General features: G+C 58.8%; 14 protein-coding genes. 5 read left to right on the forward strand and 9 right to left on the reverse strand.

The window, feature by feature from the left end; all coding sequences use genetic code 11:
* Window positions 1–725: 725 nt before the first annotated feature.
* From CUN63_RS09735 to motA, 5 genes are all read right to left on the reverse strand, one after another.
* On the reverse strand, window positions 726–1367 hold the full coding sequence (locus tag CUN63_RS09735; RefSeq protein WP_129438993.1) for a hypothetical protein: 642 nt from the start codon (window positions 1365–1367) through the stop codon (window positions 726–728).
* Window positions 1368–2348: an ImmA/IrrE family metallo-endopeptidase gene (locus CUN63_RS09740; protein WP_129438995.1), complete on the reverse strand. Its 981-nt coding sequence runs from the start codon at window positions 2346–2348 to the stop codon at window positions 1368–1370. It lies immediately after the preceding gene.
* Window positions 2349–2622: 274 nt separating this feature from the next.
* Window positions 2623–2892, reverse strand: a complete 270-nt coding sequence (locus tag CUN63_RS09745) for a hypothetical protein (protein WP_129438997.1) — start codon at window positions 2890–2892, stop codon at window positions 2623–2625.
* 210 nt (window positions 2893–3102) lie between these two features.
* The gene (gene motB / locus CUN63_RS09750; RefSeq protein WP_129438999.1) at window positions 3103–4131 is read right to left on the reverse strand and encodes a flagellar motor protein MotB; all 1029 of its coding nucleotides are present in this window, start codon (window positions 4129–4131) and stop codon (window positions 3103–3105) included.
* Window positions 4132–4134: 3 nt separating this feature from the next.
* Window positions 4135–4986 carry a flagellar motor stator protein MotA gene (gene motA / locus CUN63_RS09755; RefSeq protein ID WP_129439002.1) on the reverse strand — a complete coding sequence of 284 codons (852 nt, stop codon included), beginning with the start codon at window positions 4984–4986 and terminating at the stop codon, window positions 4135–4137.
* 166 nt (window positions 4987–5152) lie between these two features.
* On the opposite strand from motA, the gene CUN63_RS09760 reads away from it, so the two are divergent.
* From CUN63_RS09760 to asd, 3 genes are read left to right on the forward strand one after another with little or no spacing between them, the layout of a single operon-like run.
* The gene (locus tag CUN63_RS09760; RefSeq protein WP_129439004.1) at window positions 5153–6691 is read left to right on the forward strand and encodes an HDOD domain-containing protein; all 1539 of its coding nucleotides are present in this window, start codon (window positions 5153–5155) and stop codon (window positions 6689–6691) included.
* A gap of 42 nt (window positions 6692–6733) precedes the next feature.
* Window positions 6734–7549 (forward strand): rhodanese-like domain-containing protein, encoded by an 816-nt coding sequence (locus CUN63_RS09765; RefSeq protein ID WP_129439006.1) that lies wholly within the window; start codon window positions 6734–6736, stop codon window positions 7547–7549.
* A gap of 18 nt (window positions 7550–7567) precedes the next feature.
* A complete protein-coding gene (asd, locus tag CUN63_RS09770) occupies window positions 7568–8428 on the forward strand; it encodes an archaetidylserine decarboxylase (RefSeq protein WP_129439008.1) in 861 nt (286 codons plus the stop codon).
* 56 nt (window positions 8429–8484) lie between these two features.
* On the opposite strand, the gene CUN63_RS09775 is transcribed toward asd, so the two are convergent.
* Window positions 8485–8886 (reverse strand): hypothetical protein, encoded by a 402-nt coding sequence (locus CUN63_RS09775; RefSeq protein WP_042932429.1) that lies wholly within the window; start codon window positions 8884–8886, stop codon window positions 8485–8487.
* Between the two features lie 199 nt (window positions 8887–9085).
* On the opposite strand from CUN63_RS09775, the gene CUN63_RS09780 reads away from it, so the two are divergent.
* Entirely contained in the window at window positions 9086–10864 is a 1779-nt protein-coding gene (locus CUN63_RS09780; protein ID WP_129439010.1) for a molecular chaperone, read from the forward strand.
* A 103-nt stretch (window positions 10865–10967) separates the two neighbouring features.
* Here CUN63_RS09780 and serB read toward each other — a convergent pair whose 3' ends face one another.
* On the reverse strand, window positions 10968–12182 hold the full coding sequence (gene serB, locus CUN63_RS09785) for a phosphoserine phosphatase SerB (RefSeq protein ID WP_129439012.1): 1215 nt from the start codon (window positions 12180–12182) through the stop codon (window positions 10968–10970).
* Between the two features lie 135 nt (window positions 12183–12317).
* Here serB and CUN63_RS09790 point away from each other — a divergent pair, with 135 nt between their 5' ends.
* Window positions 12318–13850 carry an AhpA/YtjB family protein gene (locus CUN63_RS09790; RefSeq protein WP_129439014.1) on the forward strand — a complete coding sequence of 511 codons (1533 nt, stop codon included), beginning with the start codon at window positions 12318–12320 and terminating at the stop codon, window positions 13848–13850.
* A 996-nt stretch (window positions 13851–14846) separates the two neighbouring features.
* Here CUN63_RS09790 and CUN63_RS09805 read toward each other — a convergent pair.
* A complete protein-coding gene (locus CUN63_RS09805; RefSeq protein WP_129439020.1) occupies window positions 14847–15560 on the reverse strand; it encodes a membrane integrity-associated transporter subunit PqiC in 714 nt (237 codons plus the stop codon).
* A gap of 176 nt (window positions 15561–15736) precedes the next feature.
* Complete coding sequence (parC, locus tag CUN63_RS09810; protein ID WP_129439022.1) at window positions 15737–18004, reverse strand: DNA topoisomerase IV subunit A; 2268 nt, start codon at window positions 18002–18004, stop codon at window positions 15737–15739.
* Window positions 18005–18007: the final 3 nt, after the last annotated feature.

Consider the following 18007-nt stretch of genomic DNA (forward strand, 5'->3'; position numbering starts at 1 on the left):
ACCTTCCTGCTTATGCCTGTCGGATCTAACCTTCCTGCTTATGCCTGTCGGATCTACGTCGCAGCGTCCCGTGCAAGTATTGGGCTTTAGGGAAACACGCCCCTTTACCCCGCTGCGCCGCCTCTATCCGCTTGCTGTTCGTCAAGCCAGCATTTTGCCTCGGGCTTCCTTCAGATTCGCGGTCACCCGCGACACCCTTGCCTCTGGCTAACACTTCCCCTTGCCGGGTGTGTAGAGGACTTTCACCTCCAAGTCACCAGCGAGGCCACCACAGCCAAGCTGGTTGCGCTTGCGCGCAACGCGCCATGCCTGGCGCACGTGCAAAAAAACCGCGATGATCGCGGCTTTTCTGGTCTTCAGCATTCAGGACTGCGACGTCTTGCATGCGCTGAGCTGCTGACGCACTGCATATGATGCTGTTGAGCAATAACCGCTCAGCCAACACATCTTACGTCCCAAAATTGGCGTTACAGAGCCTTCTCGGCCAAATAACAGGGTTTATGCACGCTATCAGTGCTAGTGATACCGTGCGAAAAAATTGAATTAATCGAGGCTGAAGGCTTCTTGAATGGTCTTGATCAAGCGGGCACCATCCACCCTTTTGTAACCTTGAGGGTTTGACGCAAGCCAGCGGGCACCATTTTCCGTCTGATTAATTGCGTGAAGCGAACAGCCCTTCTGAGCATTTAACAGGGATCTGGAGGACTTCCGAGCCACCATATAAATTAGGGCTTGATGAATTGACCGACGGGTGCAAGGTATTGAGAAAGACAGGTATTAGAGTGAAGTTCATCACGTCCGGCACCGAAAGCCATTCTCAGAACCTTGTCATATTTTTCTGCAGCAACAAGAGCCTGAGCTTGTATGAGCTTCGTGCTGATATGCGTGAAACCGTATATTCGAATTGCTTTCAGAATGATTGACTCGACACATTCCACCCGCTGGAAAAGTATCTGCTTTGCTCTATCTGATTGCGACATCAAGATACCGACGAGTGCGCGTTTGTCACCCGTAGTAAATGAGTAAGGCTGTTGATTTTGAAAGAGAGAGAAAGCATGCATCAACAGCAAAAGCTCGCCATCGTCGATACTGTCGATTTGAAGCAATTCGTCCATGAAATCAAAATCTTCATCGGCAGCCCCAAGCACGCGGCATGACTGGACGAGATTGCAAAGTCGATCATAGGATTGATAGCTGCCGACGCGCCTGGATACGCACTTTTCCACATCATTTAAGTAGAGAGAGTGCTTGGCACTGTCTAGAACGTAGCAATCAGCAAGTCCACACTGAAAAACTGATAAAGCTTCTTCGATCAAGTCACATTGAGCTAGCTTTACCAATATGTCGTTGTCAGTGAGGAGAATCATTTATGCGATCAGTTTCCGCAGTAAATGCTCGCTGTCGTGCTTTAGGTTTCCTTGCAGATGCCGAAAAACAAAGTCTGAAACCAACGACTGATCTGTGCTTTCTCCAGCGATGAGATTTGCAGCAGAAACACACAGAGGAAAAAGCCGCTTATTGTTATGAGCGCAATTCAAAACAATGTGTGTAGGATCGATTTTATGCTCTGCCCCATACTGCACTGCTTGCCGCGCCAGCACAGGCGCTTTGATCAAGTGCTGAAGCGTTAGATTGCCATGAGCATTCCCAGTCAATAACTGGATAGCGAACTGGTCCGCTGCAAGCTCATCGGCGTCTTTGCCTAGATCATCATCTTTTTTGATTTCATCATCGACAATCGTTCCATTTGCGCCGACATGCCCCAAGGCGATGTGCCCAAGCTCATGTGCCAAATGGAAAAGCAAGAATCCGCTTTTTCGATTGTTAGAAAGGACGATCGATGGCCGGCCATTAATCGCCATGGCGATGCCATCCATTTTTCGGCCGAGCAGAGGTGTAGCCAAGTGGATGACTGGGATGCCAATGCTCCAACAATAGTCGAGCAACGCAGACAAGCCCACCCAAGGAGCCCCCGACGAAAGCAAGTGCTCCCGAATCGCCAGCGCATCCGGTGGAGGCGGAGCGAATTGAGTATCGAGCGCAGAAAGCGCGAGGCGCGAGGCGCTGCGAGCCAAGGCAACCGCAAGATTCACATCTGCTTCAGAGGTTTTGGCAGACTTCTTGAACCGCTTATCCGCCGGTAAGTCGAACTCAATCCGGGGGGGCGTTTCACTGAAAGGACGCATACGCAGACTTAATGCCTTGGCTAAATAAACCTTGGCTTGCTGCACACCTGACGGCGACGCCTCTACCTCATCTGTCCACCAGTCAGGCAGCAGAAGAGCGAGCTTTTTTTTCGAAATGCCCTGTTTGTCTAAGGCGGAGTAAAGGTTCTGAACTGTGGTCATAGATCCCTCCTCCCTAGAATGGCATCACATGAAATGGGTAGATCAAGCAGTAGACATCATGTCTTGCCGCAAAACTCACGGGACAGTATAGATTCTTTGTAGCAGTTGCAAGTTACGCAAAGGTGCGGAGCATGCTGTTCGTCGTAGACAGCCAGTGCCCCCGCCAGAACACAGGTTCTTCGAGTTGTAATGGCGCATCCCCCTATTTAGCGGGTATCCACGCCGGCAACCACGATGTCACAAAAAAGCCGCGAACATCGCGGCTTTCTCATTTTCAGCGTGCAGCTTTTTCCAGCGTCCAGCCCAGCACATCCAAGGCATCGCAGCCGTCCTGGATCAACATGTGTGCTGCATTGGCGAAATGCTCCAGATCATGACCTTCGGCGTCTTTGACGCACAGGCAGGTGACGCTGTTGAGCAGATTACGCGCGGCTTTGAGTCGGTGGACGGCGGTTTCGAGGAGATCGGAAGCGCGGGCTTCGGTGTCGATGTACAGCGTCGGGTCGACGCTGAAGTTGCCTTGGAGCGGGTGATACTTAGCCATGGGTCAAAACTCCGGGTGCGTTCGAGAGGTTTCATCTTTGTTTCGACCGGCTAAGATCGGTTACGACGTTGGCAGCAACGGCGAAACTATAGGCAGATGCTTGCACGACTGAGACCCCCCAGCGCGAAATTTCAGATCGTTCCTACAGCCGCCACCAACGCACAAACGACAGGCACAAAAAAGCCGACATCACTGTCGGCTTTTTTGTGGTCACTGCTTGGGTGGCTCACCCGGTTTCGGTGCCGGGTTATCGAAGAGATTCAAACGCTCGCGAAGCTCATGCGCTGGCAACGGTTCCTTATCCGCCGGCAACGCGTTCGGGTCCACTGGCGTGGCGGGCACTTCGCCCGGGCCGCCCTGCCCTTGCGTCGGCTCGGGAGCCGGTTCCGGACCTTGCGAACCTTCAATGGCACGCTGGGCTTTCTTGGTCAGCACAATAATGTCGATACGGCGATTGACCGGATTGAACGGGTGCTCGCGATCGAACAACGCCGACGAGGCATAACCGACGACGCGCGCCACCTGTGCATCCGGATAGCTACCCGCGACCAGCGCACGACGGGCAGCGTTGGCACGGTTGGCCGAAAGCTCCCAGTTACCAAAGTCACCGGTGCCCGTGTACGGCTTGGCATCGGTGTGGCCGCTGATACTGATCTTGTTCGGCACCGCTTTAATGGTGTCGGCCATGGCCAGCAGGATGTCTTCGAAGTACGGCTTCAGACGGGCACTGCCGGAGTCGAACATCGGTCGGTTTTCGGCGTCCACGATCTGGATGCGCAAACCGTCAGGCGTGATCTCGAACAAGATCTGGTCTTTGAATTTCTTGAGTTGCGGGTTCTCTTCGACCTTGTTCTGCAGTTCTTGCAGCAACAGCTCGAGACGTTCCTTCTCGACCTGCTCGGCCATGCCTTCAACCTGCTCGGCGTCGATGGTCACCTTGTCCGGCTGCGGCTGAGATTTCACCTCGGGGTTGAGGGTGTTCTCCGGCGCCAGGGTCGGTGTGCCGCCCAGGTCGATGATGTACGGCGTGCCGCTTTCGGAAAAGCCGACCGGGTCCTTGAAGTAACCGGCGATGGCGATCTTCTGTTCAGGCGTTGCGGTGGACAGCAGCCACAGCACCAGGAAGAACGCCATCATCGCCGTCGCGAAGTCCGCGAAGGCGATTTTCCAGGCGCCCCCGTGATGCCCGCCGGCGATGCGCTTGACGCGCTTGATGATTATCGGCTGGTTATTTTCCATGACTTAGCGACCGCGAACCGCTTGTTCCAGCTCAGCGAAGCTAGGACGGTGCGCCGGGTACAGAACTTTACGACCGAACTCTACCGCCAGCGATGGCGGCATGCCGGAAGCCGAAGCGACCAGCGAGGCCTTGATGGCTTCGTAGACGTTGAGTTCTTCCTTGGCATCGTGGGCCAGGGAGTGGGCCAGCGGACCGAAGAAACCGTACGCCGCGAGAATACCGAAGAAGGTACCGACCAGGGCCGCACCCACGTGCAGGCCGATGGATTTCTGGTCGCCTTCACCCAGGGAAGCCATGGTCACCACGATACCGAGTACCGCCGCGACGATACCGAAACCGGGCATGGCGTCGGCAATACCGTTCACCGCGTGGGATGGATGCTCGAGGTCTTCCTTGAGGCTGTAGAGTTCCATGTCGAACAGGCCCTCAAGCTCATGGGGAGCCATGTTGCCGGAGGACATAATCCGCAGGTAATCGCAGATGAACGCGGTCATGCGTTCGTCTTTTAATACCGCAGGGTATTTGGCGAAGATCGGGCTCGCGGAGGCATCTTCGATGTCGCCTTCGATGGCCATCATGCCTTCGCGGCGGCTCTTGTTGAGGATCTCGTAGATCAGACCCAGCACTTCCAGATAGAACGTGTGGTTGAAACGCGAACTGAACATGCCCAAGGATTTCTTGAGCACGTGCATAGTCATGTAACCGGGGTTGGCCTGCAGGAATGCACCAAGGGCCGCACCACCAATAATCATCACCTCGAAGGGCTGAATCAGGGCGGCAATTTTGCCGTGGGAGAGCACGTATCCGCCGAGCACGCTCGCGAATACGACGATGATGCCGATTAATTTAGCCATAGGTAGGAGAGCACTTACTGAGTCGGGTTCAAGGTCATATTCGGAAGTTAAAAAATCTCTTCTTCTACTTATCGGCAAAACTGCGCCAGACTATAGCCAGTTCAGGCGAAAAGCCAATTTGGCCCGCTCCGGGCATAGGTAATGCAGACGATGATCGCGTCCAACCATGGCTAACGAAACGAACGTTCCAACTCCAAAACCAACCACTCTCGAAGGCTGGGTCAAGCTTCTCGATGGCGTGCGCCTACCGGTTCCGCAAGCCAGTCATGACCGTGTCTGCAAGGCCATCGCCAACAGTCGCAGCTCCCTGCGCGATATCGCCGAACTGATACAGGACAGCCCCGCGCTGGCGCTGAGCGTGATTCGCGAAGCCAATCGCCACACCCATGGCAGCATGACCGAGCCTGCGGAAAACCTTGAGGTGGCGATCAATCGCCTCGGTTTGAAGCGCACCGAAGAACTGCTCGCCCGGTTGCCTGCCCAGCCGCAATCGGAGATCCCGATCGCCCTGCGTCAGCTGCAGCTGATCAGCCAGCACGCGACCCAACAGGCCAACGGTTTTTTCGCCAGTCGCCTGGCGCGGCTGTGGCAAGACATCCACTGGGGCAGCCTGCTGTTTCTCTCGCCGCTCTGGCCGATGGCGTTGACTCATCCACAGTTGCTCGAAGAGTGGGAGCTGCGGGTCATGCACAAAGGCGAGTCGGCGCGCAAAGTCGAAAAGCAATTGTTCGGCGCTCGCCTGCTGGAAATCTGCCTGGCGCTCGTGGACATCTGGCGCCTGCCGATCTGGGTGCAGCAGGGTTATCGGCTGCTGCTCAACGAGCAACGTGAGCTGGTGAAAGTGCTGCGCATCGCGCGCGACAGCGATCATCCATTACGCCAGCAGAACCGCCTCGATGACGATCCGACCCTGCGCCGCTGGCTCAATCAACCGGCCAATACGGTGCTGCTGGCCAACGGTCTGGCGCTGTCGGCACAACAGGCCTGGGACAGTCCGCACAGTGAACGCTGGCAGTACCTGACCAGCCTTTACCTGCAAATGCCGATGGACGAAGTGCAGCAGCAGTTGCACCAACAGGCCGCCAACAGCGCCCGCCATCACGCCATGCCAGACCTTTGGCACCCAGCCGTTTCACTGATCTGGCCGTGGGGTATGAACCGCGTTCACGCCGGATTGCTGCCAGCCCCGGCACCGACTGCCGAAGACCTGGCGAAATGGCGCAGACAGTGTGCCGAGTTGCTGGTCGAGCCCAGCCGCTTCACCAATGCGATGCACTTGACCACGTCTGCCCGGGACGCGTTGGTCGCGTGCGGCATGCGTCGGGTGATGATCCTGATGGCCGACCGCACCCATGACAATCTGCGAGTGCACCAGACGGCCGGGCTGCCAAAAGAAGTGGCCGGTCTGAACTTCGCCGTCAGCCAGAGCACCGTGCTGCAACGCCTGCTCTCGCAGCAGGCCCAGGTACGCCTGACGCCGGCCAACAACGCACAATTTTCCGCCCTGTTACCGGCCAGCCTGCGCTCACAGTTCGGCGGCGAACACCTGCTGTTGCGCTCATTGGTCAATAATGGTCGGGTGATCATGCTTGTGGTGGCGGATCAGGGCGGCGGGCCGTTCTCTGAAATCACCGTGCAAGCCTTCGGCAAAACCGCGCAGTGCATCGAAAAGGCACTGCACAGCTTTAGTCACCGCGGCCAATGACGCTGCTATACAATCCTCCCCTTTGTGTTCTGGAGACCTCACATGTCTGACTTCTCTGGCTTGCCGCTGGTCATCGAGCCGAGCGACTTGCTCCCTCGTCTCGACGCCCGCGATCTGATCCTGGTGGACCTGACCAGCAGCGCCCGCTATGCCGAAGGGCATATCCCCGGTGCGCGTTTTGTCGATCCGAAACGCACGCAACTCGGTCACGCGCCTGCGCCGGGACTGATGCCGCCGCAAGCGGCGCTCGAAGCGTTGTTCGGTGAGCTGGGACACAACCCTGATGCGGTCTACGTGGTCTATGACGACGAAGGCGGCGGTTGGGCCGGGCGCTTTATCTGGCTGCTGGATGTCATCGGCCACAGCAAGTACCACTATGTCGACGGCGGCCTGAAGGCCTGGCTGGCAGAAGGCTTGCCCATGTCGATCCAGATCCCGGCAGCGGTCGGCAGCCCGGTTGCGTTGACCTTGCACGACGAACCCACCGCCACCCGCGAGTACCTGCAAAGCCGTCTCGGTGCCGCCGACCTGGCGATCTGGGACGCACGCGGGCCGCTGGAGTACTCCGGCGAGAAAGTCCTGGCGGCCAAGGCCGGGCACATTCCCGGCGCGGTCAATTTCGAATGGACCGCGGGCATGGATCAGGCGCGCAACCTGCGCATCCGCACCGACATGCCGCAGATCCTGGAAAAGCTCGGGATCAGCAAAGACAAAGAAGTGATTACCCACTGCCAGACTCACCATCGTTCTGGCTTCACCTATCTGGTGGCCAAATCCCTCGGTTATCCGCGGGTCAAAGGCTACGCCGGTTCCTGGGGCGAATGGGGCAACCATCCCGACACCCCCGTAGAGATTTAAGGTTTTTAAGGACAGTTAATGAATAAGCGTTTGTTTATCCTCAGCCAATACCTGCTGCCCCATCACCTGCTGTCGCGACTGGCCGGCTGCATTGCCGAATGCCGCGTGCGCTGGTTCAAGAACGCCTTCACCGCCTGGTTCGCCAAGCGTTATCAGGTGGACATGTCGCAGGCGCTGGTCGAAGACCTGACGGCCTATGAGCACTTCAATGCGTTCTTCACTCGCGCCTTGAAGGACGGCGCTCGCCCTCTGGACGAGACGCCAGGCGCGATTCTCAGCCCGGCCGACGGCGCGGTCAGCCAACTCGGCCCGATCGAACACGGTCGTGTGTTCCAGGCCAAGGGTCATAGCTTCAGCGTGCTGGAATTGCTGGGCGGCGACGCGGCCAACGCAGCGCCGTTCATGGGCGGTGATTTCGCGACGATTTATCTGTCGCCGAAGGACTACCACCGCGTGCACATGCCGTTGGCCGGCACCCTGCGCGAGATGGTCTATATCCCGGGCCGGATCTTCTCGGTCAACCAGACCACCGCTGAAAACGTTCCGGAATTGTTCGCCCGCAATGAGCGTGTGGCGTGCATTTTCGACACCGAGCGCGGGCCGATGGCCGTGGTGTTGGTGGGGGCAATGATCGTTGCGTCGATCGAAACCGTTTGGGCTGGATTGGTCACGCCGCCGAAACGCGAGCTGAAAACCTTCCGCTACGACGAAGCTGCCCGCGCGCCGATCCATTTGGAGAAAGGTGCAGAACTGGGTCGGTTCAAACTGGGCTCGACCGCTGTCGTGCTGTTCGGACCTGATCAAGTGAAGTGGGCTGAAGAGCTGGCGGCCGGTTCGCCGGTGCAGATGGGCCTGGGCATGGGCCTGGCAAAAGCCTGATCCCCTGATCCGCCCCCGCGAACGTCTTCGCGGGGGCGGACATTTCGGTGTTGCCGTTACTCTATCTGTCCACGGAAGCCGATCGGCCCTTCGTTGGCGTAGGTATTGGTGCCACTGAGGTTTTTCCCTCCATCACTGGAGGTCACGCTCAACGCCACAACGTTCTGATTATCCCGACCTCCGATGACCCATTTGCCACCCGGATGCCAAGGGGCATCGTTGCCGCCCCACTGATTTTCAACGTTGTACTGGTTCTGGCCCGTGCGCTGAGCCTTGAAGCCAATGGGACCTTCACCCGCATACGTCATGGTGCCGGTGAAACTCTTCCCGCCATCGCCCGATTTGATCTCGATCGCGACAACGTTCTGGTTGTCCCGCGCGCCTAGCGTCCAGTCTCCGCCCGGATGCCAGGGTGCCGAACTACCGCCCCATTGATTTGCCACTACATATCTAGACATAAACTTCATCTCCTTGAAGTTACAAAGAGACCTGCCCTGCGTAGGCAGCAGGCCGTACGACTGTGCGTATCCAGTCGCACGACTGTCAGATTAGTAGTACGCCCGGAGGGCACTCGACTGACAGACAAACGGTATAAATCCATAGCTGCTACAGTCAGATCATTCACTGCCCATTTACCGGTTGGAGTTTTTCCACGGCATGAATGAAACCAGCCCCCACCTCCTGCTACGCGCCCCGATCCCGACGCAGTTGCGCCTGTCGTTCTGTGAAGCCACCCCGCGTGATCTCAAGCGCTGGATCGCCAATCTGCCCAAAGCCAACATCGGCGAAACCGCTCGCCAGCTGTATCAAGGCTTGAGCGAACTCAACCAACTGCTCACGCCCAGCGACAATCGCCTGCAATTGCTCGAACTGCTGCGGCCCGAGGTGTATTACGTCTGCAAACACCTTGAGCAGCATTTCCTGCATCAGTCGATTGTCCTCGACGAGCGTTCCCGCAAGATCGCCAACCTCTGTCAGGCGCTGCAAAGTCATTTGGCCATTGGTTATAAACAGATCGTCGTGCGCATCACACCGAAGTTCAGCAAGGACCGTGCGCCGCTGCTGACCCAGGCGCTGCAACGGGCGATCCATTGCCTGAACGGGCCGCTTATTCGCGCGACCAAACTCTATTGCCCGGTGCCGGAAGGCCTGTGGCTGGAACTGCATCAGCTCTATCGGATCGCCTGCGCGCACCGTCTCCAGCACACGAGCCTGCGCGATGAGCTGGCCAGCCAGACGCAAAACCTGAGCATCGAACAGACTTACGTGGTCGCCCTGCTGTTGGGCGCCTCACGCTGCAACCAACTGCGCCAGCACCAGATTGCCCGGGTGGCCGAGGTGCTGGAGCCCTGGAGCCAATGGATCAAGCTGCAACCCGGCAAACCGGCCACCGGGCTGTTTGCCGTCGTGCCAGACCTCGACACCGGGCCGCGTTATCGCACCAAGTTCCGGGCCGAGCAGCAAGAGAGCTTATTGGGGATTGATCCGCAGCCGTTGGTCGCGGCGATTGAAGCTCATTTGCAAAAAAACGACAGTTCATCACCGCTGGCCGTGCCGGCAGGGTTAAGCCTGGATACGTTGCAACACCTTCATGCCGCCTGGGGCCAGACTGCCGAGCGCTGTTTCCAGCGCACCGTCGGCCAAGGCACGTTAACCCTGTGCATAGGCATGAGCGCGCTGCACTTCTATCTGGGCGGGCAACGCTCATTCAGCGACATCCTGAAGAACCACGGCGCCCGGCCTGCACAATTTTCGGTAACGTCAGTGACCGGCCGGGAAAAGGACCAATGGCACCAGGCCTTCGACGCCGCTCCCCAAGGCAATGCAGACACTCTATTGCCCTACGAAGAGATCGAATACCCGCAGCTTCAGAATGACGACAGCCACGAAGCATCCGACCGCAATCAGCACTTCCCGACCCATGTCCTGTCAGTGGTCAATCACAGCCCCGGCGGTTACTGCCTGGCCTGGCCCGGCGCAGTGCCCGCCGAGTTACAGGCAGGTGAGATGGTCGGTATCGAGGATTCTGCCAGTCAGGGTTGGAGCATCGCGGTGGTGCGCTGGATACGCCAGGTGCGCGGCGGTGGCACGCAGATGGGCATCGAGCAGGTTGCACCCTTCGCCGAGCCTTGCGGCCTGCAATTGGTGCGCACCCGTGATGACCACAGCCAATACCTTCGCGGTCTGTTGCTGCCGCAAATCAGCGCCATCGACGCGCCCGCCACTTTGCTCGCGCCGCGCCTGCCCTTTCAGGAGGGCAACAAGATCATGATCAATACCAACGGTGAAGAACGCCGGGTCGGGCTGGATCGGCGGGTGGCGAGCACCAACAGCTTCAATCAGTTCGCCTACCGTCCACTGGAGGTAGCCAAAAACGACAACGCCGCGGTGAGCGGCGCTGAGGAGGATTTTGATTCGTTGTGGAAAACGCTTTAATCGGGGGGCCACAAAGCAAAAGATCGCAGCCTGCGGCAGCTCCTACAGGGAAACGCATATTCCTTTGTAGGAGCTGCCGAAGGCTGCGATCTTTTGATCTTTCTTAGAGCTGCCCGTCACGATCCCGGAAGCCCAGCAAATACAGCACACCATCCAGCCCAAGGGTGGAAATCGCCTGTTTCGCCGACTGTTTCACCAGCGGCTTGGCACGGAAAGCCACGCCCAACCCGGCAATGGCCAGCATTGGCAAATCGTTGGCGCCGTCGCCGACCGCAATGGTCTGCTCCAGACGCAAACCTTCCTTGTGCGCCAGCTCTTTCAGCAGATCGGCCTTGCGCTGCGCATCGACAATCGGCTCGACCGCCACGCCGGTGACCTTGCCGTCGACCACTTCCAGTTCATTGGCGAACACATAGTCGATACCCAACTTGGTCTGCAATTGCTTGGCGAAGTAGGTAAAGCCGCCCGACAGAATTGCGGTCTTGTAGCCCAGACGCTTGAGTTCGGCGAACAGGGTTTCGGCACCTTCGGTCAGACGCAGGGAGGCGCCGATGGAATCCAGTACGCTGACATCCAGCCCTTTCAACAAGGCCAGGCGTTCCTTGAAACTGGCGCGGAAGTCCAATTCGCCGGCCATCGCCCGCTCGGTGATCGCAGACACCTGATCGCCCACGCCGGCAGCCTTGGCCAGTTCGTCGATGACTTCGGCTTCGATCAGCGTCGAGTCCATGTCGAACACCGCCAGACGGCGGTTACGACGGAACAGCGAATCTTCCTGGAAGGCGATGTCGACGTTCAGCTCTTGCGCGACGCTGAGGAATTCGGCCCGCAGCGCTTGCGGATCAGCCGCTTCGCCACGAACGGAAAACTCGATGCAGCCCTTGCCCTGATCGGCCGGGGTGTCCAGCGGCATGCGCCCGGACAGACGATCGATGTGGTCGATGTTCAGGCCATATTTAGCGGTGATCGAACTCACGGCCTGCAATTGCCCGGCGGTCACTTTGCGGGTCAGCAGGGTCACGATGTGGCGTTTCTTGCCCTGATTGCCGACCCACTGCTGGTAATCCTCTTCGGACACCGGCGTGAAACGCACCTGCTGATCGAGCTTGTAAGCCGTGAACAGGATGTCCTTGAGCACCGACTTGCCTTGCTCGGTGTCAGGAATTTCAACCAGGATGCCAAACGACAACGTGTCGTGGATCACCGCCTGACCAATGTCGAGAATGTTCACACCACCCTGGGCCAGAACGCCGGTAATGGCCGCAGTCAGACCCGGACGGTCGACTCCCGTGATGTTTATCAGGACGATTTCGCGCAAGGCGCACCCCCGCAGGTGGAAAAAAACCGCATTCTACCCACTTTCAGTGACCATCGGGCACCGTGAGCGCTTTGACGGTCTAGGGCCTGTCGCTATACTGCGCGTCAACTTCACGGACAAAAGAGCCGAGCTCAAGTGAACCGGCCCACGCCAGTAAAAACCGATAACTTCTTTCTGCTGATCTTCCGTGCACTGCGCCACCGCCGTGTACCGATTGCATTACGCATCGCCAGCCATAACGTGATCCTGGTCGCTCTGGCCCTGGTGATCTATGCCTGCGTGATGGGTTTGCAGTTCAAGCAGGCCATGCACGAGCAGGCGGATGCCCTGGGCGAAAGCCTGACCACCCAGACTGCCACGTCCGCCACGGAGCTGTTGGTGTCCAACGACATCCTCAGCCTCAACGTGCTGCTCAACAACCTGACCAAAAACAAGCTGGTGGCTCATGCTGCCATCTACAGCGTGGATAACCGCATCCTCGCCGAAGCCGGTCAGCGCCCCAAGCATAGCCTGCTGGGCGAAGCCGAAGGCATGTACCAGAGCAAGATCACTTTCCAGGATGTGACTGCCGGGCAACTGCGCATCAGCCTGGACATGGATCAGTTCCAGCAGCCGATGACCATCAGCCTGCAAAGCATGGGCATTTTGAGCGCGATTCTGCTGGCGCTGTCCCTGGCCTTGAGCCTGCGACTGGGTCGGCACATCTCCACGCCGCTGCTGCAATTGCGGGTGTGGCTGCGCCATATCGACGAATACACCCCGGCCACCGAGCGTCAGGATGAGATCGGCGATCTGGCTCGCCAGCTGCACGCCGACTTCGCGCCAGAGCCGGCTGAACCGGAACCCGCTCCCGAGCCTGAATACGACGAAAGCGACTACGAAGACGCCGACGACAACGAGCCGAGCTTCGAAGTGCGCAACCTGCGGGATCCGAGCTTCGATGAAAGCAAACCTGTGGCCGGCCTCAAGCCTGCGCCGCGGCGCAGTGTCAGCACCGTTGAAGACGACGATGACGATGATGCGTTTGCCGACTTGCGCGATGAATCGGCCGACGTTGCGCCTAAACCGGTAGCAAAACCGGTGATCTCGAATGTGCCACAGCACAGCGCCGTCCTGGCCGTGCAACTGGGCGCCCAGGATCAGCTGCGTCGTCTGCCTCGCACCCGCCTGGAAGAATTGCTGAAACGCTATCGCGATTGCCTTGATCAGGCGGCTTCGCTCTACCAGAGCGAACTGCATACCCTGAACGATGGCAGCACGCTGATGCTGTTCCACACCGAAGACAGCGGCGACGACTACCTGACCAACGCCATCTGCTGCGGTGAGTTGTTGCGGGCTCTGGGCCATCAGTTGCAGATCGAAGTTGCGGACAGCGGCATCACCCTGCAGTTGCAGTTGGGCCTGACGCTGGGTGATGAGCTGTTCGGTCTGAGCCAGATTGACCTGCTGCTGACCGAAACGGCTCAGGATGCGCTGGCGCTGTCGCAACACAGTCGTAACCTGTTGCTGGTGGAGCGCAAGATCGGTGACGACGCGCTGATCCGCCAGCGCGCACGAATCCGACCGATCGCAAGCCCTGAGGGCGCGTGCTGCGTGGAGCGGTTGATGGAGCCTTATCCGTCGATGCTGGAGCGGCAACTGGCGCGGATGCATGAGCGTCGGGCGTAAATAGCCCCGCTATGAAAAAGCCCGCAGACGAGTAATCGTCTGCGGGCTTTTTGTTGCCCGCCTTCGCGAGCAAGCCCGCTCCCACATTTAATCGCATTCCCTCTGAAGGAACTCAATCGAATGTGGGAGCGGGCTTGCTCGCGAAGGGGTCAGGACAGGCAACGGAGATTTCCAACCTGCAGAAACAACAAAGCCCGCACATGGCGCAATGCTGTTCACTTTAAGAAAAGTTTGGGATGGGATGGGGTGGGGTACATATCCATTTCTGCGGTAGCGGCTGCTGGCGGTTTCGCTTTTACAGCGAGTCACTTGGAAATACGGAATGCCGCCCAACCCCAAGTAACCAAGGGCTCTTGCCCCGCCATTCGGTGCCTCGCTTAGGCTCGGCATGCCCTCACTCCGGCATTGCTCCGGGGGCCCGCCGCCATCGGCCATCCATGGCCGGGGGCGGCTACCTCGGCATCCATGCCGAGGTGCCCCCTGCGCAACGCCTGCGTTCGGCCTCTGGAAAAGGGGCGGCAGATCTGAAGCCAAAGCAAAGCAACAGCAACGGCAACAGCAAGATCAAAAGATCGCAGCCTCGCTTCGCTCGACAGCTCCTACAGGGAAATGCGTTCACTTGGAGTCAGGCCGGCCGGTAGGCCGCCTCGCTTTGGCGTTTGCGGTGCACGCCCCCTCGAGAGGCCGAGTGGAGGTTCTGCGCAGTGGGCAACCCGGCATGGATGCCGGGTTAGCCGCCCCCGGCCATGGATGGCCGATGGCGGCGGGCCCACGGAGCAGGACCGGAGCGCGGGCATGCCGAGCCTAAGCGAGGCACCGAACGAAAGGGGCAAGAGCCCTTGGTTACTTGGGGTTGGGCGGCATTCCGTATTTCCAAGTGACCCGCCGTAAGGGCGGAACCCTAGGCCGCCGTGACCGCAGAAACGGATATGTACCCCAACCTTAAGTGAACAGCATTACGCACATGGCGGGCTTTGTTCTTGGATCAATCCAGGCTTAGAACCTGAACACTTCCATATCGGTCCGGATCGGCGACGCCATAGGGATCTTCGGCTGTTTCTCTTGCTCGGCTGCCGGTGCCACAGGCTTGGTAGCCGGTTTTTTTGGCGCTTCGGCAATCGGCGGCTGATTAGCCAGCGGCTTGAGGGCCACCGAAAGCTGCTCGGCCAGACGCTGCAGCAATACACCCTGAGCCTGAACCTGAGCCGCCGTGCCACCGGCATGCTGTTCCTGCAGGTGAATGATGCGGTTATCACGAACCTGGCCACGACGGTCGATCAGACGCCATTGCGCATCAAGGATCGCCGGTTGCGCCTCACCCGAGTCCAGGCGAGTAATCGTCAGAAGAACCTGCACATCCGGCCTGAAGCCCACTGTCGCTGGCGCCAGCACTACGCGCTGGCTGTCCAGATGACCGGCGACCTGACGCAGCAGCAACTGATCGATATCCGACGACAGGCTACCCGCCCAACGACCATCAACCGACGCTTGCAGGCTGCCATCCGGCTGTCGCTGCAACAACGTTTCGCGTTGCAGGTAATCAGCGACTGTTACCGGGCCCAGTAATACAGCCATGCCCGCGCTTTGCGCAGGCTGAGCCGGACTTCCGCTGTCCAGCTGATACAGCGACACCGGTTGGTGAACGCTGCAACCCGCCAGGCCAAGAACGCCAGCGAGCATCAAAATAAAAGGAAGGCGCAGAGCAGTCATCGTCCCATCCAGGTGGTTGCCACAAGGCTAACCACAGTGAAAATACTCAATAAATATGAAGAACGCTCGGCCACGCCGGCGCTTGAAAGGCCATATCATCCGTGAATATGCGTTCCGACTCCAGCGCCAAAGCGTCGATCTACGCGTTAAATCGTAGATCGAGCGCTCTAGGACGCTTAATTGAGGTTTTCGACGAGCAGCGCATCTACCCTCTGAAAGCCACGTGGCAATTTGTTACCACGACGTCCACGCTCACCTTTGTAGTGTTCGAGGTCGTCTGCTTTCAGTGACAAGGTACGTTTTCCGGCCTGCAGCACCAATGTGGCGCCATCCGGCAATACGGCGATGTCCGTGACATATTCTTCGCGACTGGCGACACGCTCACCGGAGATCCCGATGATCTTGTTGCCTTTGCCCTTACCTAATTGTGGCAGATCGCTGATCTTGAAGATCAGCAGGCGACCTTCGGTGGTCACCGAGGCCAGCCAGTTCTGCTCACGATCGGCCACCGGACGCGGCAGAATCACCTTGGCGTTGTTCGGCAGGCTCAACAGCGCCTTACCCGCCTTGTTCTTGGCCTGCAGGTCTTCACCCTTGACCACAAAACCGTAACCGGCGTCAGAAGCGATCACGTACAGCGAATCGTCTTCCGGCATCAGCACACATTCAAAGCTCGCCCCTGGTGGCGGCGTCAGACGGCCGGTCAACGGTTCGCCCTGGCCACGGGCCGATGGCAGCGTGTGCGCGGCCACCGAATAGCTGCGACCGGTGGAATCGATGAACACCGCAAACTGGTTGGAGCGGCCAGGCGCCAAGGCCTTGAAACCATCCCCGGCCTTGTAGGAAAGCCCGGTGGCGTCGATTTCGTGCCCCTTGGCAGAACGAACCCAACCTTTTTCCGACAGGACGACGGTCACTTTCTCGTTCGGCAGCAGATCGTGCTCGGTCAAGGCCTTGGCTTCGGAACGCTCGACGATTGGCGAGCGGCGGTCGTCGCCGTAGGTTTCGGCATCCTTGATCAGCTCGGTGCGGACCAGTTTTTTCAGCTTGGTTTCGCTGCCCAGCAGGGCTTGCAGCTTGGCCTGTTCCTTGAGCAGTTCATCCTGCTCGGCACGCAGCTTCATTTCTTCCAGTCGCGCCAACTGACGCAAACGGGTGTCGAGGATGTAGTCGGCCTGGATTTCGCTCAGGGCGAAACGCTCGATCAGCGCGGCTTTCGGGTGTTCCTCGGTGCGGATGATGTGAATCACTTCATCCAGGTTGAGGTAGGCAATCAACAAACCGTCCAACAGGTGCAGGCGACGCTCGACCTTGTCGAGGCGGAATTGCAGGCGACGACGCACGGTGTTGACGCGGAACTCAAGCCATTCCACCAGCAGCGCACGCAGATTTTTCAGCTGCGGCTTGCCGTCGAGGCCGATGATGTTGATGTTGACCCGGTAGCTCGACTCCAGCTCGGTGCTGGCGAACAGGTGTGTCATTAACGCATCGTGGTCAAAGTTTTTGCGTGCGCCCGGAATGATCACGATCCGGCACGGGTTTTCGTGGTCGGATTCGTCTCGCAGGTCAGCGATCTGCGGGGCTTTGGACGGTTTGGCCTGCATCATGGCCGCGATCTGCTCCAGCACCTTGGCGCCGGAGACCTGATGCGGCAGCGCGGTGACAATGATGTCGCCGTCTTCGATGTGGTAGACCGCGCGCATGCGCACCGAGCCCTTGCCGGTTTCGTAGATTTTCAGCAGATCGGCACGCGGCGTGATGATTTCTGCTTCGGTCGGGTAATCCGGGCCCTGGATGTGTTCGCAGAGCTGTTCGACCGTTGCTTTGGGCTCATCGAGTAAACGCACGCACGCTGTTGCGACTTCGCGCAGGTTGTGCGGCGGCACGTCGGTGGCCATGCCCACGGCGATGCCGGTGGTGCCGTTGAGCAGGATGTTCGGCAAACGCGCCGGCAACACCAGCGGCTCGTCGAGCGTACCGTCGAAGTTCGGCCCCCAGTCCGCGGTGCCCTGGCCCAGTTCGCTGAGCAGCACTTCGGAATAACGCGACAGCCGCGCTTCGGTGTAACGCATCGCGGCGAAAGACTTGGGATCATCCGGCGCACCCCAGTTACCCTGGCCGTCGACCAGCGTGTAGCGGTAGCTGAACGGCTGGGCCATCAGGACCATGGCTTCGTAGCAGGCCGAGTCGCCGTGCGGGTGGAATTTACCGAGCACGTCACCGACGGTACGCGCCGATTTCTTGTGCTTGGAATCGGCGTCCAGCCCCAACTCGCTCATCGCATAGATAATGCGCCGCTGTACCGGTTTCAGGCCGTCGCCGATATGCGGCAAGGCACGGTCCATGATCACGTACATGGAGTAGTTGAGGTAGGCATTTTCGGTGAAGTCAGCCAGTGACCGGCGTTCTACACCGTCCAGGCTGAGATCAAGGGAGTCGCTCATGCG

The sequence above is a fragment of the Pseudomonas sp. ACM7 genome (genome assembly GCF_004136015.1).
In the GTDB taxonomy this organism is placed as follows: domain Bacteria; phylum Pseudomonadota; class Gammaproteobacteria; order Pseudomonadales; family Pseudomonadaceae; genus Aquipseudomonas; species Aquipseudomonas frigoris.